This is a genomic window from Fulvivirga imtechensis AK7, assembly GCF_000331535.1.
Classification (GTDB): Bacteria; Bacteroidota; Bacteroidia; order Cytophagales; family Cyclobacteriaceae; genus Fulvivirga; species Fulvivirga imtechensis.
Genome location: NZ_AMZN01000012.1, coordinates 25,363 through 50,448 on the forward strand (window position 1 = coordinate 25,363; position 25,086 = coordinate 50,448).

Below are 25,086 nucleotides of genomic sequence, written 5' to 3' on the forward strand. Positions count from 1 at the left end.
AAACCAATAGGAGCTGTCTCAAAAGACCAGTCATCCCGACGTGACGAGGGACCTACTAAGTTATAAGGCAGGTGTTTTGGATCTTAGTAAGATTCTTCCTGCGTCAGAATGACTTTCAGTTTTTGAGTTTGGTCTTTTGAGACACCTTCCATCGGTCTTAAAAGAAATAACTGATACTCCCTTTAAAGAAAAAAGGACTTCCGGGAGTAAAGTGTATCTCAGATACAGCAGTGGTTTCATTATATAACCGTGATTCTGTGTCAAACTGGGCTTCTTTCCATTTGCGGTTTAGCAGGTTAACTACTGATATACCTATTTCGTACTTTGGTTGCCTATAGTTCACCACGGCATCGAGCAGGAAATAACCTTTAGCAACCACGCTATTATCTTCATTAGCAGGCCTGTCATCAAGATAGCGATATCTGAGACTACCGTTGATCCCGTTTGCAAACCTGACGCTAAGCCCTCCGATACTCGTGAATGTAGGTGCCAACGGAATATAATTTGCACCCTCTGGCTCGTCTACAGCTTCGGGATCAGTATAGTTAATATCGGTGTCCAGGTATAACCATTTTAACAATTGATACCTGATCGACAGGTCAACACCTTTCCTTCTGGTTTTTCCTGATGGCTCTACAATTCCCTCGTCACCTACATATACGAACTCCTGATCCAGGTGGAGCTGCCATAGCGCAATATTAACAGCTATGTTGGGAGCAGGCTTAAAAATACCTCCTACATCCAGCCCATAGGCTTTGGGGAGTATGTCACGCCCCTCACGCGCCACAACCACACGGGTGTCATTCGAATGAAAACCAAGTCCTCCCTTGACAAATAGCGTAGCAGCAGGGGTTAGCCTGTAGTTAATACTCAATTTAGGGCTCACAGCGCCTTTACGTTCCGTTTGTCTTTCGTATGCTGTAGAAAGTGCATCCACATAGCTGAACATGAAGTAGTCGTAGCGTAAGGAGGCATTTATAGCAAGATCAGCAGCAGGATGGAGCGTTTCACTGACATATCCATACAGGTTTACTTCAGAAATATCACCCCTTGCCAGGTCTTCAAGCACCTCTTTTCGGTTTAGGGTATGAGAGAGGCGGATGTCTTCTATATCATCAAACCGAAACCCCGCGCCTACCTCAGATTTTATTTTTGCACCCTTCAACTGCCCCTCCTTTTCAAAGGTGCCGTTGTAGCCATAAATATACCTGTTCTCCGACTGGGTGATCTGATCACCGTGGACAGGGTCATTTAAGAAAAAAGTAAAATTGGATACCAATTTGAAGTCATACCTGGTGAAAAACATCTGATGAGAAAGAATAGCGTCATTTGGCAGACTGCTTACATATTGTAAGTTAAGATTCGTTCTCCCGGTTTTTCCTCCCTCTGTGTCATCAATAGCTCCAAATCGGCCTATTTGACCACTGTTGATAGCTCGCTGGGGTATTTGCCCCGATGCGTCCCATTGGCTGCTGAAGTTAGAGGCAACGATCTTGAGCAAACGATCATTTCCTAAATAACCTGCATACTTTGCCATAAAATTTATCCTGGAAAAATTCTGATTGCTGTCAAAATAGCCATCGGTAAGGTTAATCTCTGATGCCAGATACAAATGTTCTCTATTGCCTGCAACCTGCCTGTTGAGTACATCCAGCATGGTCACTGCTCTCAGTGTACCGTACTGACCTCCCTCAACTTTGACCATGCTATTATCCAGCCTGGTCAAGGTTTGGAAGGCAGCGTAGCCTGCGGTATTAAAATTACCCTGTTCCGCATAGTAAGGGCCTTTATTAAAATTGACAGACTCAATCGTTTCAGGTATCAGAAAATGCAGATCCGAGTACCCCTGTCCATGAGCATGCGAGACCATATTCACAGGCAAGCCATCTACAGATAAAGCGATATCAGTACCATGATCGATATCAAAGCCGCGTAGGAAGATCTGTTCTGCTTTTCCCCCTCCGGCATGTTGAGCGATAAACAATCCCGGCACCAACCTTAAAACATCCTGTGACGATCCGGTAGGTCTGAGTTTGATATCATAAGCGGAGATCCTTTTCAAACTTCTGGCTTCTTCTGTGGTAACTACCACATCAGATAGTTCAATCTCACCAGGGGTCAGATGGAAATCAACGTTATCAACAGGTTCACTGCCAACTTTAACATTTATTTGTAGACTCTCATATCCAATATGAGATGCTGTGATAGCATAATCCCCTGGTTTAAGTATTAATTTAAAACGGCCAAGCATATCGCTCGAAGTGCCTTGGCCATTATCTACAGTGATATTGGCTCCTGGTAAGGCTGTGTTGGTTTTTTCATAAATCACACCACTAATTACTACCTGGCCTAATATCTCCGGGCAATAGCAGATCGCTATTATGAATAAAACTAGTGTTATTTTGTTCATAAAAATATTTTAATATACTGACATTTCAGGCATAGGCTGCCTGAGGTCTCCTTGCAGGTGACTTGTCAATGATTGAAAATGTAAAGTAATGACCAGCGCTGGTTGCGACTGATCTGTGGCGAAGAAGGGGCTATTAGTTAGGAGGAGGAGTTGGCGGTGACCGGCGGTGTACTTTTGCCAAATTTTGGTTCACCGAGATGATAATTTCATAATCAAGCGGACGTGTCATGCTCAGGGTATTATTCTTTGGAAGAAAATTGATCAAGCATGTCACTTCAAACGGATTTAGTGTATCAGTATCTTCTGATCCTGTTTCTTTGAGCTGTCCCAATGTTTCACTGTGATCCTCTACATGATGAGCATGGTGGTGGTCGTGGTGGTGAATTATGTTAGGAATATGATGCAAAATATCGTGAGCAATAGTAAAAATACCATAGCCCATGAATGTGCTAATGTAGAAAAAGAATAAAACTATAGTATAATATTTCTTCAAGTCAGCTTTAAGGATTTCGGCAGTGTTTAGTTTGCAATTTTATTAAAAAGCGTCATCTGCGTAAAGGTGTTTTTTCTAAACGGTATTCTTTTACAACTGAGCCATCAATTTGTGCTCCTGATCAAATTTTTAGTAAATTGATTATTGATCGGTATCTGAAGAACATGAAGCCATTGTATTTTTCAACCCCTGGCAATGATTTTAAATTAAAAAATATCGTTTAAAGCCGTATTTTAATAACTTTACTATCCGGCCATTTTTTGAAATGAATATGAATAAGCACTTTTACTTACTTTCAATCTTATTTTTGAGCCTTATTTCAGGCTTCTCCCTGGCACAGGATGAACAGGGCGATCCACTTCAGAAGGCTTATGCCAAAGCCAACGAAAAATTTGATAAGCAAGATTTTCGCAGTGCCGTACTCGATTATTCTCAGTTGATCAATTCCAAGTTTAGCAACACTGAGGTGTATGTCAAAAGAGGCATCTCCTATTATCACCTGAAGGAGTATGACAAAGCAAAGTCCGATTTTGACAATGCTGTAAAAGCCCGGATAGACTCCCCTGAGCTATATGGCTACAGAGGGCTTGTGAAATATGAGCAAAAGGACTACCAGGGGGCGGCGGGCGACCTGGAGAAGGCTGTGGGTTCCGGTTTCAAGGATGCCGAAGCGCTATTCAATTTAGGGAATGCCAAATTCAGGCTGGAGAGCTATCAGGACGCCATAAAATACTATGATCAGGCCGAGTCAGCAGGGAGAAAAGATGCTACGCTGTTTAATAATCGAGGTAAAGCAAAATTCATTTTAAAGAACTATAGTGGAGCTGTCGAAGATTACAGCAAGGCGCTGGCAGCAGATAGTAAATACGACAAAGCCCTGGAAAACCGGGCAGAGGCCTACTATGAGTTGAAGAAATGGAGTGAAGCAGGCGCTGATTATGACCAGTTGATCAAATCAGGAAAGGTTACGGATGAAAATTTTGCCCGAAAGGGTATTGCCTTGTACCAGCAGGAGAAATATGATGAGGCAACCAAAGATCTGGAAAGTGCGATCCAGCGCGGCAGTAAGATCCCTGAGCTGACCTACTATCTGGGTAATATTTATTTTGCCAAAGAAGATTATAAAAAGGCCGGTCAGTATTATGAACAGGCACAGCGAGCTAATGTAGCGGTTGATGATCTGACGACAAAATTAGGAATGACCTATTTCCTTAGTAAGAACTACGCTGCTGCTGAAACCACTTTTTCCAATGCTCTGAACGCAGGGAACAATGACCTGAATAACTATCTCTACCGAGGGCTGGCACGCTATGAGCTTAAAAATGAGGAAGGGGCCCTGCAGGACCTGAAGCACGCTGTGGAAAAGGGCGCGAAAGATTATAATGCCTACTTCTACCTTGGCAACCTGCAATTCAAAAAAGAGGAATATCATTTGGCGGAGGCCAACTACGATAAAGCCATAGCCATTGAAGCAACAGATCCTGTGGTTTTCAATAACCGGGGGAAAGCCAGATCTTACCTGGATAAATATCAGGAAGCCATCGCTGACTACGATAAGGCGCTATCACTGAAATCTGACTATGACAAGGCGCTCGAGAATCGTGCGGAGGCAAATTTTAAGCTTGAAAAATGGGACGCAGCCATTGCAGACTATGCTCAGTTGATCAGTTCCGGTAAGGTTACGGATGAAAATTTTGCCCGAAAAGGTATAGCCTTGTACAGGTTGGAGAAATATGATGAGGCCATCAAAGATATGGAAAGTGCCATACAGCGTGGCAGTAAGATTGGTGAATTGCCCTATTATCTGGGTAATGTCTACTTCATAAAAAACGACTATAAAAAAGCAGCGCAGTATTATGAGCAGGCCCAACGTGCCAATGTGGAAGCGCAGGACCTGACCACCAAACTGGGGAAAGCCTATTTTCTGAGTAAGAATTATGCTGCTGCTGAAACCACCCTTTCCGAGGCGCTGAATAAAGGCAACAATGCCACTGAAAACTATTTATACCGGGGATTGGCACGCTATGAACTGAAGAATGAAGAGGGCGCTTTGCCTGATCTCAAACAAGCCATCGATAAGGGTACAAAGGATTATAACGCATTCTTCTATTTAGGTAATCTTCAGTTTAAAAAGGAAGAATATAACCTGGCAGAAGCCAATTATGACAAGGCCATAGCTATACAGGCTACTGATGCGGTGATTTTTAATAACCGGGGGAAGGCCAGATTCTATCTTGGGAAGCATGCCGAAGCGGTGAAGGATTTTGACCAGGCCCTTGCCCTCCAAACTGATTATGGCAAAGCAGTGGAAAACAGAGCTGCTGCAAAATATGCTATGAAAGACTGGGCGGGAGCAATAGCCGACTATGAAACCATTCAGAAATCAGGTAGCTCAGATCCCGAAGTTTATGAAAAGTTAGGTCTTGCTCGCTTTAACAGTGGCAATTTTGAAGGAGCTGTAAAAGACCTGCGATCAGCTATGCAGCGCGGAGCTACCAATGAAGAACTGAATTTGAAACTGGGAACGGCTTTGTATAAAACGGGTAATGCTAAGGAGGCTTATACCTACCTGGTAAAGGCAGCCGAAGCAGGTCAGGCCACACCTCAGGTATATGAAATGTTGGGTATAGCGGCTTACGAGAGTAAAAATAATGCCAAAGCAGAGGAATATATAACCCAGGCACTAAACGGGGGCGTTCAAAACAATGACCTCTATCGCTACCGCGGTCACGCCAGATATACTTCCAACAATGTTGACGGAGCATTTGAAGATTTCGAAAAAGCCCTGTCTCTGGGAGTTGCAGACTACGATACTTACAAATCCCTTGGAGATATCTATTATTCGAAGAATGAGATGCAAAAGGCAGTTGGCGCTTATGATAAAGCCATCAGTTTAAAGGCTGATGATCATGTGGTGCTCAATAACAGGGGAAAAGCCAAGCTCGTAATGAAGAATTACCAGGGTGCGGTTGCAGATTTTGACAAAGCAATAGCTCTGAAAGGGGATTATGGGAGGGCTTTGCTTAACAGGGGCGCTGCACGCTTTGAATTAAAGGATTATACTGGCGCCATCTCCGATCTTGAAAAGGCAAAAGAGGCCTCAGGGCAAAGCAAAGAGGTGGTAAAAATGCTGGCTTTGGCCTATTATGAAACGGGGAATAAGCAGGAGGCCAGGACCTATCTTGAAAAGGCGGTCAAGGAAGGGGTAAAGGAGCCAAAAATTTATGTTTATAGCGGCTTGTTAAGCTTTGAAGATAAAGATTACAAAAAAACGGCTGAATATCTGGATAAAGCGGAAGAGTTGGGAGAAAAATCTGCAGAAATATATGAGAAGAGAGGCCTGGCAAGGTTCAACCTGAAGGATTACCGTGGCGCTGTTGCCGACCTCACCCAGGCACAATTAGGAGGTATCGATAATGCCGGGCTTTATGCCAACATGGGTATCTCCCAATACGAACTAAAGAGCTATGAAGATGCAGCAGTCAATCTGCAAAAAGCCGTGGCCAAAGGATCTAAAGACAAGCAGGTCTTGTACCATCTTGGAAATGCCCAGTTCCGTCTTGAGCAGTATGATCAGGCTATTAAAAGCTATGACCAGGCCATTACGCTGGGCGCTAATGACGAAATTATCTATAACAATCGTGGTAAAGCCAAAATGATCAACAAGCAACTGGTTCAGGCCATTATTGACTTTGATAAAGCGCTTCAGATCAAGCCTGATTACAATATTGCTTTGCTCAACAGAGGAACAGCCAAATACTTGTCTGAGGATTATAAAGGGGCTATCACAGATCTCAACAAGATCATAGATGCCGGCCAGGGAGGAATGCATGAGTACCTGTACCTGGGCGTGTCAAAATTTCAGACCAAAGATCATCAGGGAGCAGTGGCAGCCCTTGAAAAAGCCAGAGCACTTGGTGTGAACGACAAGTTGCTTTACTATGGGCTTGGAAATGCCCTTTATTACCAGGGAAAATATGAAGATGCTTTACCATACCTGGATAAAGCTATTCAAATGGGCGTGGAAGGCATTGAAACATACACTAATCGTGGTATGGCAGGCTACCAACTCGAAAAATATCAAATGGCTGCTGCCGATCTTAAAAAAGCAGTGGAATTGGGTGCCAGCGAAGCAGAGGTATACCATAACCTGGGGCATGCACTTTATGAAATAAATGATTTCGAAGGTGCTGTTTCGGCACTGAATAAAGCTGTTGATGCAAAAAATAACTACGGATCAGCGCACTTTCACCGCGGAAACGCAAAGTTCAGACTTAAGAACTATGAAAGCGCTATCAATGACTATGATGTAGCCATAAAAAACGGGGTGAGCAATCCTATCGTTTTCAATAATAGGGGTAAAGCCTATCAGTTGCTTGATAAATTTGATGAGGCTGTTGCCAGTTATACAGACGCTATCAGGAATGATGGCAGTTATGCGCGTGCTTATGAAAACCGGGGAAAAACCTATTTTGCCATGCAGAAGTATGGAGAAGCCGCCAAAGATCTATCAAAGTATGAGAAGCTGGAAGAAAAGCCGGATGGAGAAGTGATCATTTACCTGGCGGAGTCTTATTATTACCTGGGCGACTATATCAGAGCGCTATCTTATTTTGATAAGACGATAGAAGCAGGCAATAAAAGCGGTGATACCTATTACCACAGGGCGCGAGCGCTGATAGAAACACAGGATTACGAAGGAGCCCTGAGAGATATTCAAAACGCGATGAATGCCGGAAAAAAGGATGCAAGTGTTTATATGGACAGGGCACGCGCCAATCTCTTCATAGGTAATACACGCGCGGCAGCCAACGACCTTGATGAAGTAATAAAAAAAGAGCCCGATAATGCAAATGCCTACTATAACCGGGCTTATCTAAGGGAGGAAAATGAGGACTACGAGGGGGCTATTACCGACTACAATAAAGTAATTCAGCTCACACCGGAAGATGCCAGCGCTTATTTCCATCTGGCCAACGCCAAGGTGTCATCAGGCAACGTAGGGGGGGCATTGGAGGCTATCAACAAAGCCATAGAGCTAAAGACATCGGAAGCATCATATCATAAAGTGAAGGGTAATATTCACTATCAGCTTGAGGAAACCGATAAAGCGTGCGAAAGCTGGAAGAAAGCCCTGGAACTAGGCGATGCCAAGGCCTCTTATTTTATTAAACAATATTGTAAATAGGGCACGCCATGAAAGGGATATTAAGTTGCCTTTAAATTTTGTAACTTGTTAATGCCAGAATTTTTGCAATCAATAATGTTGTGAAAGGTTAATTGGTGTTACTAAATTTCACTGGCATCAATTGGGGAGCATGTAATATTTGATCTATGATTGGAATAAGTGGAGTGAATTTGTATGAATTCCTTTTTTCTGGTACAGATCTTTTCTCGGCTGTTAAGAATAAAAAATCCAATGATGGAACCATAATTTACAAACGACCTTCACTGCTGTAGTTTTCATTACAGGAGTAACTCCCAACTTCACATCCATTTTTATTGCACTGCTTTTGTCCGTTATTTCATGTCACAGTTACAACAAAATGAAAAGAGCATGAAAAGATTAATTTTTGCGTTTGGAATAATAATTGGCGGGTTAGGCTTTACTGCCTGTGCTGATGAATCTGAAGAAATCACACCAGATTTCCTCGATACTCACGAGCAGCTTGATACTGGGGAAGAAGATCCTCCTGTGATACCCCCGAGAGACTGACATAAAGTGCATGGATAGAAGCCAATAATTATATTGAGTTCAATTATATCAATCAGGTGTAAGGAAAGGGTTTATATTGCAGAATTGAGGCTTCTGCTTTTTTGAATTATTACTGTATTTTGCTGACTGAAACCAGTAAATATAGTAAAAAAATGAAATTTTTAATATCGTTTGCCTTATTGCTTTCTTTTGCAGCCAAAGCCTCGGATATAGATAGCTTAAAGCTTCTGGCCGAAAGCTCAAGAGAGGAAGTCAGGTTGGAGGCTCTTTACCAACTCAGCAAGCGATTGTATCCGACTGATCCCGGCCTTGCATATGATTATGCCCTTCAGCAGAAGCAATTAGCCAGTCGTGTTGGCAATCAATTGTGGCTTGGTAAAGCATACGGAATTCTGGCTTATATCGATACAAAAGAGGGAGCTCTTGATAAGGCAGTTTCCAACTATGTGAATGCTATTGAAATATTCAAGGCGTTGAAAAAATATCTCCATCTGGCAGACAATTACTATAATCTGGGCGATATATTCTTGCTGGCTGAAGACTATAACAACGCGCAGAAATATTTTGAGAAGGCTTACGAGCTATTTAGCAATGAAGGGGACGAAACCTATTTTTCCTGGATCAATTTGAACATAGGGAGATGTTTGGCAGCGAAGGGCAAACACAGCGAGGCTATCGAAAAATATAATAAGGCGATTTTACAAGCCAATGGCGATTCATATATTTTAAATCTTGTTTATAACCGGATGGGAATATCTTATTATGAGGAGGGGAAATACGATCTTGCCAGGGACAACTATTTAAAATCAATTTCAATAGACAATCTCACCGACAAAAAAAGAAAAGAGATAATTGCATTTAATAATATTGGTGAATCATACCTGGCCGAAGAAAAGTTCGACAAAGCTGCAGACCTTTTTAATCATTCCCTGGATTTAGTGCAACAGGTGCGGGACCCGGATTTTAAATTAAGAGGTATAACCCTTCTAAATTTTGGACAGTTGCATTTTGAAAGAAGTGAATATTCGAAAGCCAGTGAATATTTGAGATCAATTGCTCTTGATACCAAGAGTGATATTATTAACCGCGACCTGTTAAAGGCGCTAAAGTTGCTAAACAAAATACACAACATAGAAGCCGAAAAGAATCAATACCCTGACGGCAAGGAAATGTTGTTATATGAAAATCTCTATAATGAACAATTGACCCTGATAGATGAATTGAATCACAAATTAATGTCATTGAATAATCAGTACATGCTTCAGGTAAATTATGAGGTCCCTCTTTTAAAGGGGCAGGTTGAAGAACTAGTGGCCGCTTTGAAGGAAAGCAGGGTGTATATGGCCATTGCCATTCTTGTTGCGATCCTGATCGCGATCCCTTTGTTCATACATTTAAGAAGAGCGTATTTGGTGAGGAAGGTATTGGCCGGATGAGCTATATCTTCATTATTTCCCTTACTGCCTTTACCTGTACTTTCATCTTTTCATAAGAAGTTGAAAGTGTCGATAGCTTTTCAAGCATTTCACCGCTTAAAGTTTCCAGTCTGGTAAAAGCCTCTTTTGTTTGATCCCGGCTAAACATTAATTTCGCTTCCCGAAGGTCTTGTTCGAATCTGGCCAGTTCAGCACGATTAATGATATCTTCATCCTCCTGATCAGGTTCGTAAAATGCGTTGACGCTTACGTCAAGTATGGACGCCAGAATATTCAAAATATTCATATCAGGCGCAGTATTACCATTTTCCCATGATGAGATAGTGCCCTGGGTAAATTTTTTTCCTGTTCTTTTATAAATTTCCTGCCTTATGTCATCTTGGGTGAACCCGCGTCTTTTCCGAAAAAAAGCTATTTTATTTTTTGATTTTGCCAATTTAGTCGAGTACAAGTTGTGTTACTAAATATTGATGGCAGCGAGGCGCCATGTTAAATTTGGTTCCTAAATATAAGAAAACAAATTAATCTGTGAACCACCGGTTCATGCAAAAAGTATTTGCCGGTTGCTACGCTCGACAAGTTACTCATTTTTCGTTTCTCTCCACTTGCACTTAGACTAACCAGCACCTGTTCGTCACTCTCTGTACCGTAAGCCCTTATTCAACCTGGCCACGTAGCCGTTATTGAAGAAAAACACGAGCTTCATGTAAATATTTCTCAGGTCTACTTGAATAAATATTCAAAAAAATGTTTATTTGACTTGATAAACATTCAAAAAACCAAATATTAATTAATCATAAAGCCTAACCAGCCATGTTAACCAACACAACACTACTGTATCCAAGATTGGAGCTATGTACCTCCGATATTAGCAATTCTTTTGTTACCACCGCCTTCCAGCAAATAAAAAGTTACCGCATTTGCTGGTTGGCGCACGAAGAGTTGGAATATCGATGTGGATCAATGCTGTCGACTATCGGAATTAATTGTGTCCGTAGAAAAGCCGTTCTCGAATTTGTTTCACAGGATTCCCGGCAGACGGTCGCGAAAATTCACTTTGACAAAAACCTGAACTTCAGAAATCCCCTAAAAACCGGGTTCAGCGTATCCATATCCTAATTGTCCACTTTAATGCATAAGAAATTGGCCTTAAAGCACGCAATTAAGAAAATGTTTTATCTCGATGAGTTGATCAAAAGTGAATCAACAGGAACCGTAACAGAATTGGCAGAAAAGCTGAACATATCGAAAAGACACGTCTATAACTACCTGAACATCTTTAATGAAATCGGGAGGATAAACAGATATGACGAATCCAAAAGAAGCTTCGTCTATGAAAATTTATAAGACGGTTTTAGGTTGAAAATAGCCGCTGACCGGGAGATGTGCCTTGCCATCTCCCGGGATGTGGCAAAAAATTTAAAAAATGAAAGTGCATGAAAACTACATGGGAAGAATCACAAAAGAAGTATAACCTGCTGCTAACGAACCTCAATTCTTTAATTGAGGAAACCAACAAAATATTATATACCTATCAGCAGGCGAATATCGGTTTTGGCTACCACTTATACGGTGATGATCTGATACCGCTACTTAAGAAAACCGGATGCTATGAATTCTATGAAGAAGAGTTTCGAAAACTTCACAAGCATTTTCAGGATCATCTACAAGGCCTGAATCACTTGCGTGACCGGGTCCACATGATGATCATCAGAGATGAAGTCAATTATCCTTCTAATTAGTGTCTCTAAGAAAACGTCAATGTCTGCGGTACGCTTGTCCCACGCTCCGCTTTTTGGGACTTCGTCCCGCCCTTTGGCGGGAACGTTTTCTTAAAGCCACTTAGAGTTTTCTTACAAACACTAATTAATGAAGATGAAGATATACGACTATACCAGGATAATGAAAGACTCATATTTTATACAAGAAGGTTGGCGCGTAGTATTGGTTGACCTGGGTCAAAAGACAATACAAGTCTCAAAATGCAGTCTGAGCATTTTTTTTCTGTTATCGCACCACCAGTGTGTTTACGTGAAGGACAATTCTCCACTATATAAAGAGGTGCTGGCAAGGTATTACGATATGTTGGGCGCTTTGGTAATTCCGAATAAATATAAGAAAGGTCTGCTTTTCAAAGATTAGAAAGATTATTGGAAAAACCTGCTCGAACTCAAAATTCTAAAACCAACGTCTACAGAGCATGAAGTTGTTTGAAAAAATTAAACAAATTGAGAGAATGGACAAGCTGATAAAGAAAAAAGCCACAGGCTCTCCAAAGGATTTGTCGTTGAGAATGGGGATTAGCGAACGACAAGTCTACAACATTATCAATGAAATGAAAGAGTTGGGCGCACCTATATATTTCTGTACTATAAGGCGGAGTTATTGCTATAAAGAGAGAGTCACCTTCACGTTTGGGTTTGAAAAATCTGGTATCGACAGGTCTGGCAGGAAGGCAAATATTATATTGGATTTATAATTAGTGGCTCTAAGAAAACGTCAAGGTCTGCGTTACGCTTGTTCCAAAATGCTCTCGTACCTCAGTGCGCTCCGCTTTTTGGGAATTCGTCCCGCCCTTTGGCAAAGCCACTTAGAGTTTTCTTACAGACACTAATTAACCTCCGCCTTTCGACCTGGAATTCTACCACTTGAGTTATAAAATTATAAAAGTTGATATTTCTTGTTGCACTGAAGAGATTTTTCAGTGAGCAGTATTAAAATTGAACCATGTTTTTAAATCAGTAAATCAGTTACTGGCGGGGTGCGAAACCCAAAATCATCTTAGCGTACTATCTATAACAGTACTAATACGATTCGGAAACAATTTGATTTATTTTAGTCTTAAAAATTCTTTGATTTTTTAAATACTTTGGTAAAATTGCAACCCAAAATAAAAACTGCACAAAATTAACATAATATGTGTATTAACTGTGTTCAATTCATTTTAAAGCGCGTCTTACCCTGTATTTGTTTTCTCTTACTGGCTACAGTAGCCGGCAAAGCCCAGCATTTGCACATAAGAGATTCAAGATCAGTATTGCCCTCGTCAGATGTGCTCGCCACTATCCGTCACGTTGCTATTCGGTCAGGACTTCATACCGGGGTACCTGACGCAGGCGCACCGCTCTACACGTTGAAGGGGAGAAAAGCCGCGTTGCCGATCTCCCTGAGGTATCATACCCAAACCCCCCATCACAACCTTTATTCCAGTTGGGCAGGTGAGGGATGGTCTCTGGAGGCAGGAGGTATGATAGCTCGTGTGATTAAATCATCGGATGATTTTTCAGCGCATGGATATATAGGAAGCAACCTTCCCACCACTATCCAGGGTGCAGGCGTTGCCGGGCTTAACAACTACCTGACCCAGGGGTATGATACACAACCCGACCAGTTTTACTACAGCTTTGCAGGGCATTCGGGCAAGTTTCTTTTCAGGCCTGATGGCAGCATCATCAACTCCGGCTTCGACCGTTTGGATATTTCCCTACCCAGCAATGAGCTTGATATCTGGGAAGTAAAGGACCATTCGGGTATCATTTACCGGTTTGGAGGCACAGGGTTTGTAGAGCAAGCCGGAAACAGCCAGACAGACAAGATCGCGGTCACAGCCTGGTTTATCAGGGAAATAGTATACCCTAATGGCGAGATGATATCATTTGAATATCATACACCATTTAAAATACCCGTAGTGAAGAATGCGGGGAAAACAGAATATTACGCTTCAGGCATACCCTCTTTGCTGGAGACTGAAAGCGCTGTATCCCATTACTACACCCCATATTTAAAAAAGATCACCTTAAACTCCGGGTTAAGCGCATTTTCAGCACAATTTGAAATAGCCTCAGACCGGCAGGATGGCAGCTCGCGAAAGAGATTAAAAAGTGTGCGGATATTCAGGCACCATGATGTTAGTCATACAGGAGAGCTTCTAAAGATTTTCACCCTCCACCATGAAAAAGGCCCCCTGTTATGGCTCGAAAAGATCTCCGAACACCGGGAAACGGTCGGCAATGCCTACGCGGAAACAAAGTTTACCTACTACGACAGAGACAATATCAACAGAGCCTATGGTAGCACCGATTACTGGGGGTACTACAATGGAGGTACAGCTACGGGAGACTTCCCCAAAGTAACCTACAACCATCATTTGGAAGATGAGCTTACCACATCCGGAGTAGTTAAAAAACCTTCGTCCACCCCGGCAGGCCTGTTAAAAGAGATGGCTTACAGCCTGGGAAAGAAAGTAGTTTACACCTATGAACCCCATCAATTTGAAGAGACACTGACAGATGAGCATGGAGTGGGATACAGCTATGGAGGAGGCTACCGGATCAAAACCATAGAATCGCATGACGGAACAGGGCCGGTGATTACGACCACGTACGCCTATACACAGCCCGGAGGCTCAACTTCCGGGAAACTGCAGGCGCCCCCCGTGACCAGGTACACCGGCCAGCGGTGGCATAATATCAACAGCCAATGGACTTTAAAGAACACCAGTGTTCGTACTAACTTTATCAATAACTACCTGGGGTTGGCGCCTGCGGTCACTTATGGCGTAGTTAAGACCGAAGTGGCCGGAAGAGGCATGAACAGCTTTGCGTTTTATAACGACAAAGCTTCAACGGCCACCGTTACCTCCGAAGGCTACAACAACAGCTCCAGTGGTCCCATTACTACTCACCTGGATTTTCTTTACGGAAAGCTAAAGTCGCAGGAGCAATACGCCAAAGAAAATAACACCTACAGGCTGATATCCGGCACAAGCTATGACTATGAAGTGTTTGAGGAATCCGGTGTACCCCTGCTGCAGCTCACCTCAGACCTGGTAAACGGGGGAACCGGAGGAGTGGAAGCCGCGATCCGTGAGCTCTACCTGAATGGCGGCACCGGTTCGGTGGCAGGCCATGAAGATAAAGTCTGCGGCCTCACCTACAAACAGGTGCCATTCAGGAAAGCCCGTTTGCTTGAAGTGGAAAACACCGCATACGGAGATGAGGGTAACAGCCAGTCTTCATCGGCTAACTACAGCTACACAGCACAAAACTATCCAAGACAGGTCGTGCAAAACCTGCCGGGCAATGTACACTTCGAACAAGCCTACTCCTACGCGGAGGACTATCCGGGCGTTGGCTTCTGTGACGAGCTGACAGTCAGAAATATGAAATCCGTGGTTGTAGAAAGCCATACCACACGAACAGATAATGCCGGCAGTACAATTACCAACGGGCAGGCTGTCGAATTCAGCGCCAACACCAACGCTATAAATGGAGAAACCCAGATGGTGCCGGTCGCGATATATCATTTAGAGCGTGTGCCTGACGGAGGCGTGGCGGAGTCTGAGATCCCAACAGTCAGCTCGCTGAACTACAAGAAAAAAGCCTCATTAGCCTATGACGGATACGGCAATGTAGTGACCACCACCCATAATGACGAAAAATATGCTGCCGTTTGGGATGAAGATAAGCTGCTTCCGGTAGCACAGGCCGTCAGGGCCGATGCCTCCGAAGTGTACTACAATGGCTTTGAAGAATGCTGTTATGACGAAGCCAAAGCAGGACTGTACAGCCACCAGGGAGGAAGCTTCACCATTCCGTTTACTCCGCCATCCGGCAAGAGCTATGAGATGAGCTACTGGTACCTTGAAAACGGAGAATGGCTACTTTATACCGGCCCTTTTACCTCCGCAATCAATAAGGGAGAAGCGCTGGACGAAATAAAAGTATACCCTTCCGGCAGTATAATGACCACCGCCTCCTTCAATAGCAAATCACAGGCGATATCGCAATCAGATGTTAATGATATTTTCACTTACAATGAGTACGATGAAAGCGGGAGCCTGGTGAGGGTACGGGATAAGGATGAAAATATCCTGCAACAGTTCAGCTACCACAACCATTACCTGCCACCGTGTGAAGACCCCTCCGGTGATTACCCGATCACGGCCAGCTTCCAGGTACAAAGCAACGCTTTAAAAGTTATTGCCGCAGGCGGATGCGGAAAACTCAGGTATAACTGGTACTACATCGATGCACAGAACAGGCAATACCCATTGAATAATTCGTCAAGCAGCATAAGCACCGGGAACCTGTATGCATGCGAGGAATACTTTACTTTAAAATGTACGGTAACAGACGAGAGAGCGCTCAACAGCAAAACCATCTACCATCACATCAATACCGACACCTACCTGAGCCCGCTTCAGATGGATGAATTCGATATTTTTTATGGAGAGCAGTCCATGTATTGCCCCGGAGATGTAATAAAAGTAATAGGCACCGCGAGAAACGGATGTGGATCCTATGATGTAAAGTGGCAATTTAGAAAACATGAAACCAGCCAGTTTACTACCATCTCCACAGGTGAGTTTATCATTACCTATACCTTCCAGGAAGCTGGCACCCTCAGATGTACCATCACCGATGCCATGGGAGACGCTGTAAGCCAGGAAGTATTCCTAAAAGGAAAGAGAACAGTTGATTGTGAGGAATTTTAAAAATAAAGCTAAAATGATTATTTACAGATCATTTATAAAGGTGCTATTGATACTAATATTGATCACCTTTTCATACAGATTAGCCCAGTCACAAGAGCAAAATGACACCACACAGGTGGAGCAGTTGAACGCACCCCCACCACCTGATGATGGTGGCGGAGGTGGAGATGGCGGAGGTAATGACGGAGGCGGAGGAGATGGCGGATGCGATGCCCCTGCTAATCCGAAGTTCACAGTATCAACAAATACCTGTGGCAATAAGGTCTTGACTGTTACCAATCCCGAGCAGTATGTACAGTATTTTTGGGATATCATAGGGAAGAGTACCTCCATGACGTATGTAGGCAATACCCATACAGTGGATAGCTCAAATGTATACTATGTGAGAGCCCGCTCCTATGGCGGCTGCTGGAGTACCCATTCATGGAGTGAGTCTGTTACAGTGCAAAGTACGCCAGGTATTCCGGATGCTCCCGGACTGGAAGGCTGCAACAACGATATATTGAGGCGGGGTACTCCCCCAACAGGAGTTGTCTGGTACTGGCAGGGTAAAAATGAGAATGGGTATAGTATGGATGATTCCAATTCTACATACCGGGCGCTCTCTACCGGCACGTACTATTTAAGAAGCCGCTCTACTGCCGGCTGTTGGGGGGCAAGTGTGAGTAAGTATGTAGTAGTAGACCCCCAACCCGGAGAGGTTTCGGTAAGCGGTACAAAAAGATTCGGAGAAGGATACCTTAACTTAACGGCTTCTACACCCAATGCCGTTTCGTATAACTGGTATACCAGCGCCACAGCAATAAACCCCGTAGCCAGCGTCAGTAAAAGCTGGAAAGATATCTTTACCCAATCAAAAACCTATTATGTGGCGGGAGTCCATGACAAAGGATGTGAAGGCCCGCGAACAGCGGTGCAGGTTTCTGTTTACACCAGGCCAAAGGTAGTACCGGTAGGAAATGCCATTCTGGACCTTGCCCAGACTACCGTTACACTTACCACAAATCTTAGCTACGACAGCTATCAGTGGTTTGATCAGTATGGGGCTATTGAAGGTGAAGTGTCAAAAAACCTGGAAGTAACACGAGCGGGCCACTATGCAGTGAAGGTGACCAAAGCAGGAGTGAGTGGCTACGATATTTCAGACTATTACCTGGTGCGGCATGCCCTTGAGAAAGAAAATCGAAGCTATAAACACACCGTCACCATCAAAAAAGAAGGCGTAAAGCATGAGGCGGAGGTAAGGGACCTGCCAGCAAGCGATAAGATCGAGTCACTGGTTTTTTATGACGGTATGGGCCGGGCGGAGCAGGCTATACACTATGGCGAAAGCGGGAACCACATCATAAAAACGCGGGAGTATGATGAAACCGGTCGTGAAACCACCACATGGCTGCCATATGTGACCGACACCAAACCGGATAAATTTGTCACCGACTGGAAAACCAAAGTACAGCAGTATTATCAAACAGAAGTAGACTATTCGTCTCAAACGAACAGCCCATTTGCCAAAAGAAAGATAGACGATTCACCTCGTGGGCTGCTGCGCGAATCCGGTTTTGCTGGTGATGCCTGGCAGCCGGGCACCGGCAATACTATGGCATACCAATACACTTTTATCGATGGCAGTGAGGCCTTTTACCGGTTTACCGTTAATGAAGGCCTGTTGATCGCGAATACCTACGGACCGGGTGAGTTGCAGAAAACCACCGTATCAGATGAAGACGGCCATAATCGCTTCAGCTTTGTTGATGCCGAAGGACGTACCATACTTACCAGAAGCCAGGCAACCGAAGGTACAGGAGCATGGGCTGACACCTATTACGTGTATGACACCTACGGCAATTTGAGGTACGTATTACCCCCTGAAGCGGTAAAGGAAATAGGAAATCCCACTTTGCCTTTTACAGTTTCACAGGATCTGCTGGATCGCTGGGCTTTTCAGCATGAGTACGACCACAGAGATCGCATGGTAGGCAAAAAAGACCCGGGAACAGCCTGGGTGCATATGGTATACGATGAGAGAGACAGGCTGGCGCTGACCCAGGATGGCAACCAGAGATTGAAGGGCGAGTGGCTGTTTAATAAATATGATGCACTGAACCGACTGGTAGCCACTGGTATTTATCAAGATGGCGCGGATAGAGTAGCCATGCAAGATAAATTGGACCGCTACTATAACCAGGAAATAATTTGGACACAATTTCAGGGCGCAGAGGTAGTAGATGGTCTGTTAACAAGTACCGCAGCCAACGGCTGGGGTAATTCTGGAGCCTCTACAGGGGTAGTGCTTCAGGATGATCAGGATGGCACCATCCACTTCGAAACGAAATATGTTAATGATCGGTACATGATTGGATTTTCCGATGCTGATGTTAATGCACACTACAATACCATTGACTACGCTGTTTACATCAATCAATCAGTATTTTATGTATATGAAAGTGGTGTCAAGAAGTGGCATACCGGTTATCTGGATCCAGGAGATGTTTTTCAGATAGAAAGAAAAGGTAATGAGATTAGGTATAAACGAAACGGAAACATTTTTCATATCACTCCTAATGTTCAGACAGGACCATTGGTTGTTGATGCTGCTATTTATTCCTTGGGTGATGTTATAAAGATGGCGAGTCCCCGGTATTACGAAACTAAAAGTTCAGGTCATTTTGACTACAGCGATTTGACATTCCCGCAGGTGAAAGATGATAACAGTTTTCTGTCCGTCACATATTATGACAACTATGACTTTCACCATGCAACACTTCCTGACTACGCCTTTATCCCCGATAAAGACCACAGCACCTACTTTAACAGGGTAAAAGGCCTTGTGACCGGAACAAAAACCCGTATATTAGGGGAAGAGCGGTGGATCAGCACCGTAAATTATTATGATGACAAGTACCGAGTGATCCAGACAGTAAGCAACAACCATAAGGAAGGCACCGAAAGAATGACCAGCACCTATGATTTTGTGGGGAAAGTACTGGAAAGCAAGCTTACACACTTTCAGCCTATGAAGGTGATCTGGAAAAATTTGCGGAATGTTACTGCCACGAGCACTATGCTTACCTCCAATACTACTGCCAACTGGAGTGCGGGGGCCTCTTCGGCCAACACCCTGGCAGCGAATGAGGACGGCTGGTTTGAGACCACCGTACTGGAAACAAATACTAACAAGTTCATAGGCTTTAATGAATGGGATGACAGTCATAGCTATTGGGATATTGACTATTCCGTATATTTCTATGGCAAAAGCCTACGGGCATACAGAAACGGCAGCTCATTAGGAGCCAAAGGCACCATAAACGCGGGCGATCGGGTGCGTATGGAGCGTGTAAATGGAGAAGTGAGGGTGTTGGTCAATAATAATCTCGTATACACTTTTGAAGGGCAGAGCACTACACCACTTTCAATAGATGCCGCATTATCCTTTGCACCGGCTTCACTGGGTTATGTTACCTGTTCATTTGGTACACCTGATGCTCAAGCGCCATATCCAGTACTATGGACAGGAATGAAGGGAGTCTACTCACGTCCTGACAGTTTGGTAAAGCCAGGTGCTTCAGGCTGGACGAACGCGGGAGCATCTTCCATTAATAAACTAAAAGCTTCGGAAGACGGATGGGCAAGTTTTAAAGCAGCCTCTTCCACTGAAAAGTTAATGTTTGGTTTATCAGACAAAGATGAGTCTCTGACCTATCATACGATCGATTATGCGATATATCTTTACGAAGACAGTCGCATCCTGATATATGAAAACGGTGGGCATAGGGGGTGGTTTCATAATTACCAGGAAGGAGATATTTTCAAAGTAGAGAGGATTAACGGAATCATAAATTATCTACATAATGACCAGGTTTTCTATACCTCGGGAGTACCTTCAGAAACAGAATTAATTGTAGATGTAAGTATACACGCTACTAATTCCACAGTATTGGAGGCGAGAACATCTTTCGACTATGCTTCACCCACCGAATCCCAGACAGACATCACCCGCAGCTTCGATTACGACCATGCAGAAAGGTTATTGAAGACATATCATGCTTTGAGTGAGGGAGTACAGTGGACTGACCTTGAGAATGTAGGGGTCAATCAGAATTATGAATTGTATTGGAAGGGAGAAGAGGGGCCGCACCGGGCAACGAGTAAACAAGTGATCCTGTCAGGGGAAGACGGAGGGGTTACCTACCGGTATCACCAGTCCGGGGGGAAGAGAATATGCCTGAACTGGCCGGGGAACAGCAGCGAAGGGGCCTGTATCGTTTATTACAACGGCAGCAGCCGGCCTTTAATACGGGTCAATGGCGCTTTTAAAAAATGGCTGTCCTCCAGCAGTGGTACCAGTAGCTACAGCATCAAGCGCGAGCAGGGAAAACTGAAATTTTATGACCATGAAAGTGTAACACTGGAGATGGACTTTGAGCAGGCCCGGGATCTATATGTGCAAGGGACGCTGATAGAGCAGGGAAAGACTATCAAAAATGTAATGATAGACTATGGAACAAAACTACTGGCCGAAAATCATTACAATGAACTCGGTGAGTTAATAGAGAAAAATTTACACTCCGAAGATGAAGGAAACACGTTTGCACAATCGGTGGACTACCGCTATAATATCCGGGGGTGGCTGACCAGGATCAATGGAGCAAAGTTGCATAATGATGGGACAGAGCCCCAAGACTACTTTGGTATAGAGTTCTATCACGACCGGGTGGAGAACAACCTTCAGAATACTCCTGCCTACAATGGTAACATCTCAGCCGTGAAATGGGGCAGTCACCTGGGGCTGGGGGATCTGGATGAAAGCGCTTATACCTATAGTTATGATGGCATGAACCGGCTAAAGTCAGCATGGTATCACAAACGGCACAACAGCTCATGGGGAAGTGCAGGTGATTATGATGTGGCAGGCATTCAATATGACCTGAATGGCAACATCCTGAGGCTAACCAGGTTTGCAGATGTTGGTGGAAGGGAAAAGATAGATGAACTGGTCTATAATTATGGGCAGGGCACCTCAGCACATAGCAACCAACTGATCAAAGTGAAGGATGATAGTAACTCTTCTTTCAGTGGCGAAGGCTTTAAAGATACAATTGGTGATGATTACCTGTATGACAGTAATGGAAACATGACTTATGACAATAACAAGGATATCAGTACCATCACCTATAATCACCTGGATTTGCCGGAGAGGATAACCAAAGGTAGCGGGGAGTATACCCGGTATATTTATACTGCTGGCGGGGTGAAGCTGGCCCGTGAGGAGTATAATGCTTCTGGTCAACTGAAAAAGCGTACCGATTATATAGGAGGGTTTATTTATGAAAATGATACACTCCGGTATATCCACCATGAACAAGGTCGTGTGGTGGCCAATGCAGCGAGGGGGTATGAATACCAGTACTTCATAAGGGATCACCTGGGAAATACCAGGGTAGTTTTTACCACGCGGCCGAAAACCATAGAGTTTGCTGCCCGGTTTGAGAGCGAAACAGCTATAGACGAGGAATCAGTTTACGGCAACCTTTCGGAGACGAGGGTGCAGTTCAACAGTGCTGATGCAACAGCTTCTGATATCCACGTCAGTGGTGATAACGAGGTGGTACAGCTCAACAATTCGCAACCCACGGGTCCCGCTCTGAGCCTGCCGGTATACCCCGGTGACGAGCTGGATATGGAAGTGTACGGATACTTTGAGGGCGGCAGCGGCTATTCCACCACACAAGCGGCTACGGTATTGGTGAGCTCAATAGCAGGAGCCTTTGGTGGAGTGAACGGGGGGAACACCTATGAGCAGGCTACCTACGATGCTTTCAACACTGCTCATAGCAATAACATGCTGCTAAGCGGCACCAGTAGTGATACGCGGCCCGCTGCATATCTGAACTATATCATGTTTGATAGAAATATGAAACCCTACAAACATGGTCACGCACAGATAACATCTCAATCCTTCTACCACAGGCGCATCTCCCTTGAGGGTGTTGTGGCAGAAAAGTCGGGTTTTGTTTATATTTACCTGAGCAATGAGAGTGACAGCCCATTGCCGGTGTTCTTTGATGATATGAAAATAACCCTTCGGGAGCACCCTGTAGTGCAAATGAATGACTATTACCCTTTCGGCCTGCAACATAACACCAGTTGGACAAGACCTACAAGCTTGAAGAATAACTATTTGTTTAATGGTGGCAGCGAGTTGAATGAGGACCTGGGTATTTACGAGCTTCCATTACGCCACTATGACCCCGCTACGGGAAGAATGACAGGGGTTGACCCTTATGCCAGTAGTTATCTGGATGAAAGCCCATACAGCTATGCCGGGGCTAATCCTATTTACTATTCAGATCCGAGTGGGGGATCCTATGCAGACCTGAGCAGGGATGATGTGTTTGTCAATGGAGGGTATCAGGTGTTTAATAGTTTGGGGAATATGGGGTATACAGGGCCGGGAAGCGGTCAGCACTGGAGTGACTTTCACCGTTCTGTTGAAGGGAATGCAATGTTGATGTCATCTTCTGCCTTTAACGGGTTTTATGGTATCAATAATGGAAACAGGTTTGACTTTGCACGGGCCATTAGCAGCGCCCCAACGGTAGCAGATCGAAGACAAATAGGTAACTTCTTAGGAGGTGAGTTGGCTTCAGATGGTACTTTCTACCAGGTGGCCGGTGTTACCGGAGCCAGAAACCATGGAGAGGATATTACCGGAAGGTTGGAAGTGCTTCCTCAAAATATCAAACTCGATGTTGCCGCTTTTAACCCTCTTAACCCTTCATTGTTTAGCCGGTTTAATCAAGCTCCTGAAGAAAGTGGTCATAATTGGCGTAATGTTGCTGCTGCCCAGGCTTCTATTTTTGGAGGTGCTGCAAGTATTGTGGTGAAAAACTCTAGGCCGTTATATACGGGAGTTACTGAATGGGCTGGTACCGTAAAAGGTGCTACTAAATTTAGCAACCGGATGGGGTACGTAGGGCTTGCTTTCACAGCATACGACATGTATGATAATGGTTTAACGATTAGTAATGGCCTAGATGCAACCTTTGGTGTGATTGGGTTTATGGGGCCTATCGGGGCGGCCGTTTCAGGAGTTTATTTTGTGTCTAATATGATAACAGTAGGCATGACAGGAGAATCAATAGGAGAGCATATAGATAATAATTTTATGTTTTTACCAGGGCCAGCTGGCTTCATACCAATCCCTAAGGGTAATTAATAATGAAGAAATTAAAGAGCTTATTTGATTATCTTTTCTATAGAATCTATACTTTTTTTAGAGAGAAAGGAGATAATGTTCCTGAAACAAAAGGAACGCTAATACTATCGCTAATACAATTTTTTACATTACTTGATATTTTAGTATTAATTAGATTAGTTTATCCCTTTTCCCTTCCCCATAAATACTATGTGCTACCTTTGATTATTCTAATTGGCTTTATGAACTGGTATAAATATGAAAAAAATTTAGACCTTGAAAATTTTGAAGAGAAATGGAAGGATGAAGACCCGGAACGAAAAGTAAGAGATGAGTGGTTAATAGGAGGTTATTTGATTCTTTCTTTCCTTATTCCTGCATTACATGGCATACTAGAACATAATTTGAAAGTCTTGTAGAAGTTAAAAAAGCCGTTCAGTAGAGCGGCTTTTACTTTTAAAGTTTAGAGGCTATCAAGTTTAGTAGCTTTGATCATTGAATCAATGGCATACAAAATATGGTCTCTTTTATCTTTAGGGAATGAAATAATGTCCTTAAAACGCTTGAGCATATCAGGATCTTTAAAGGTATCAGCTTGCTCATTTTCACCTAACAAGTAGCCCACCGTAGTATTTAAAGCTAGAGCTATTTTAGAAACTACATCGATAGTTGGTTTGGCCTCGTCTCTTTCGTATCTGCCAATAATCGATTGATGTACTCCTACCTCTTGGGCTAGTTTGGATTGCGATAACCCAAGTGCCTCCCTTTGTTCTTTAAGCCTTTTACTAAATGTGCTCATACACTATATGCTATTAATAAAGCGGTTAATCATTGATTGTTCAAAAATACCATGATTTTGGTGTATAAAAAAATAGTATGATCTTTGGCTGAAATGGATTAAAGTGTATGTTTGTAGCAGATATGCATAACTAAACTTTTTTCTATGCCTAACCACTACCATCACAACTTCAAAGAACTGGACACCTACCTGCACGACACCGGAGCCTTATACCTCAGCGACCTGCTGGACGAAATGCTTTACGTTTTGATGTGCTATAGCCCCAAACTGGCGCAAGTCTGCGACTTGTGCCTTCAAATGATCAAGAGGGTCTGTGACCCGGTATAATAGAACGAAAAACTATCTATCGCGGAAGTACTTCGATGCTACAACGACTACAGAAAAATCCTTGCAGGGATGCGAGGCTTTTTTGATTATAAAGAGGCTACTTTTTTTGGAAGAACTCTTTAAACTTTTTACTGCAAAATCCCATTGAAATTCCAAAAAGTCCGTCCTAATATTGGGACAGACACCTCAATGGAAACATCCTGTCACTGAAACG

General features: G+C 43.6%; 15 protein-coding genes. 11 read left to right on the forward strand and 4 right to left on the reverse strand.

Annotated features, from left to right (window positions below):
• Positions 1–157: 157 nt before the first annotated feature.
• Together C900_RS04350 and C900_RS04355 are read right to left on the reverse strand one after the other, a co-directional pair.
• Positions 158–2,410 (reverse strand): TonB-dependent receptor, encoded by a 2,253-nt coding sequence (locus tag C900_RS04350; RefSeq protein WP_009578407.1) that lies wholly within the window; start codon positions 2,408–2,410, stop codon positions 158–160.
• Between the two features lie 133 nt (positions 2,411–2,543).
• Positions 2,544–2,903, reverse strand: coding sequence for a hypothetical protein (locus C900_RS04355; protein WP_157493889.1), 360 nt, complete (start codon positions 2,901–2,903; stop codon positions 2,544–2,546).
• Between the two features lie 271 nt (positions 2,904–3,174).
• On the opposite strand from C900_RS04355, the gene C900_RS04360 reads away from it, so the two are divergent.
• The 3 genes from C900_RS04360 (at position 3,175) to C900_RS04365 (ending at position 10,055) form a co-directional block, all read left to right on the forward strand.
• Positions 3,175–8,091 (forward strand): tetratricopeptide repeat protein, encoded by a 4,917-nt coding sequence (locus C900_RS04360; RefSeq protein WP_009578410.1) that lies wholly within the window; start codon positions 3,175–3,177, stop codon positions 8,089–8,091.
• Positions 8,092–8,460: 369 nt separating this feature from the next.
• Positions 8,461–8,619, forward strand: a complete 159-nt coding sequence (locus C900_RS29710; protein WP_157493890.1) for a hypothetical protein — start codon at positions 8,461–8,463, stop codon at positions 8,617–8,619.
• 152 nt (positions 8,620–8,771) lie between these two features.
• On the forward strand, positions 8,772–10,055 hold the full coding sequence (locus C900_RS04365) for a tetratricopeptide repeat protein (RefSeq protein ID WP_040495645.1): 1,284 nt from the start codon (positions 8,772–8,774) through the stop codon (positions 10,053–10,055).
• 1 nt (position 10,056) lies between these two features.
• Here the strand turns inward: C900_RS04365 and C900_RS04370 are convergent, their stop codons facing one another.
• Positions 10,057–10,491, reverse strand: a complete 435-nt coding sequence (locus C900_RS04370) for a helix-turn-helix domain-containing protein (protein WP_009578414.1) — start codon at positions 10,489–10,491, stop codon at positions 10,057–10,059.
• Between the two features lie 695 nt (positions 10,492–11,186).
• Here C900_RS04370 and C900_RS29130 point away from each other — a divergent pair.
• The 7 genes from C900_RS29130 to C900_RS04405 all read left to right on the forward strand — a co-directional run bounded on the left by C900_RS29130 (position 11,187) and on the right by C900_RS04405 (position 24,165).
• A complete protein-coding gene (locus tag C900_RS29130; protein ID WP_040495646.1) occupies positions 11,187–11,402 on the forward strand; it encodes an HTH domain-containing protein in 216 nt (71 codons plus the stop codon).
• Between the two features lie 89 nt (positions 11,403–11,491).
• Positions 11,492–11,797, forward strand: coding sequence for a hypothetical protein (locus tag C900_RS04380; RefSeq protein ID WP_009578416.1), 306 nt, complete (start codon positions 11,492–11,494; stop codon positions 11,795–11,797).
• Positions 11,798–11,924: 127 nt separating this feature from the next.
• On the forward strand, positions 11,925–12,197 hold the full coding sequence (locus tag C900_RS04385) for a hypothetical protein (protein WP_009578417.1): 273 nt from the start codon (positions 11,925–11,927) through the stop codon (positions 12,195–12,197).
• 94 nt (positions 12,198–12,291) lie between these two features.
• Positions 12,292–12,534, forward strand: coding sequence for a hypothetical protein (locus C900_RS04390; RefSeq protein WP_157493891.1), 243 nt, complete (start codon positions 12,292–12,294; stop codon positions 12,532–12,534).
• Between the two features lie 531 nt (positions 12,535–13,065).
• A complete protein-coding gene (locus C900_RS04395; RefSeq protein WP_157493892.1) occupies positions 13,066–16,551 on the forward strand; it encodes a hypothetical protein in 3,486 nt (1,161 codons plus the stop codon).
• A 13-nt stretch (positions 16,552–16,564) separates the two neighbouring features.
• On the forward strand, positions 16,565–23,767 hold the full coding sequence (locus tag C900_RS04400; protein WP_009578420.1) for an RHS repeat-associated core domain-containing protein: 7,203 nt from the start codon (positions 16,565–16,567) through the stop codon (positions 23,765–23,767).
• A gap of 2 nt (positions 23,768–23,769) precedes the next feature.
• The gene (locus C900_RS04405; RefSeq protein WP_040495650.1) at positions 23,770–24,165 is read left to right on the forward strand and encodes a hypothetical protein; all 396 of its coding nucleotides are present in this window, start codon (positions 23,770–23,772) and stop codon (positions 24,163–24,165) included.
• Between the two features lie 44 nt (positions 24,166–24,209).
• On the opposite strand, the gene C900_RS04410 is transcribed toward C900_RS04405, so the two are convergent.
• Positions 24,210–24,545 (reverse strand): helix-turn-helix domain-containing protein, encoded by a 336-nt coding sequence (locus tag C900_RS04410; protein ID WP_009578422.1) that lies wholly within the window; start codon positions 24,543–24,545, stop codon positions 24,210–24,212.
• Positions 24,546–24,689: 144 nt separating this feature from the next.
• On the opposite strand from C900_RS04410, the gene C900_RS04415 reads away from it, so the two are divergent.
• Positions 24,690–24,872 (forward strand): hypothetical protein, encoded by a 183-nt coding sequence (locus C900_RS04415; protein WP_009578423.1) that lies wholly within the window; start codon positions 24,690–24,692, stop codon positions 24,870–24,872.
• Positions 24,873–25,086: the final 214 nt, after the last annotated feature.

Bases quoted from the DNA above. Each gene is read 5' to 3' on its own strand.
- C900_RS04350 (WP_009578407.1), bottom strand. From the start codon at position 2,410: ATGAACAAAATAACACTAGTTTTATTCATAATAGCGATCTGCTATTGC.
- C900_RS04360 (WP_009578410.1), top strand. From the start codon at position 3,175: ATGAATAAGCACTTTTACTTACTTTCAATCTTATTTTTGAGCCTTATT.
- C900_RS29710 (WP_157493890.1), top strand. From the start codon at position 8,461: ATGAAAAGATTAATTTTTGCGTTTGGAATAATAATTGGCGGGTTAGGC.
- C900_RS04365 (WP_040495645.1), top strand. From the start codon at position 8,772: ATGAAATTTTTAATATCGTTTGCCTTATTGCTTTCTTTTGCAGCCAAA.
- C900_RS29130 (WP_040495646.1), top strand. From the start codon at position 11,187: ATGCATAAGAAATTGGCCTTAAAGCACGCAATTAAGAAAATGTTTTAT.
- C900_RS04380 (WP_009578416.1), top strand. From the start codon at position 11,492: ATGAAAACTACATGGGAAGAATCACAAAAGAAGTATAACCTGCTGCTA.
- C900_RS04385 (WP_009578417.1), top strand. From the start codon at position 11,925: ATGAAGATGAAGATATACGACTATACCAGGATAATGAAAGACTCATAT.
- C900_RS04390 (WP_157493891.1), top strand. From the start codon at position 12,292: ATGGACAAGCTGATAAAGAAAAAAGCCACAGGCTCTCCAAAGGATTTG.
- C900_RS04400 (WP_009578420.1), top strand. From the start codon at position 16,565: ATGATTATTTACAGATCATTTATAAAGGTGCTATTGATACTAATATTG.
- C900_RS04405 (WP_040495650.1), top strand. From the start codon at position 23,770: ATGAAGAAATTAAAGAGCTTATTTGATTATCTTTTCTATAGAATCTAT.
- C900_RS04410 (WP_009578422.1), bottom strand. From the start codon at position 24,545: ATGAGCACATTTAGTAAAAGGCTTAAAGAACAAAGGGAGGCACTTGGG.
- C900_RS04415 (WP_009578423.1), top strand. From the start codon at position 24,690: ATGCCTAACCACTACCATCACAACTTCAAAGAACTGGACACCTACCTG.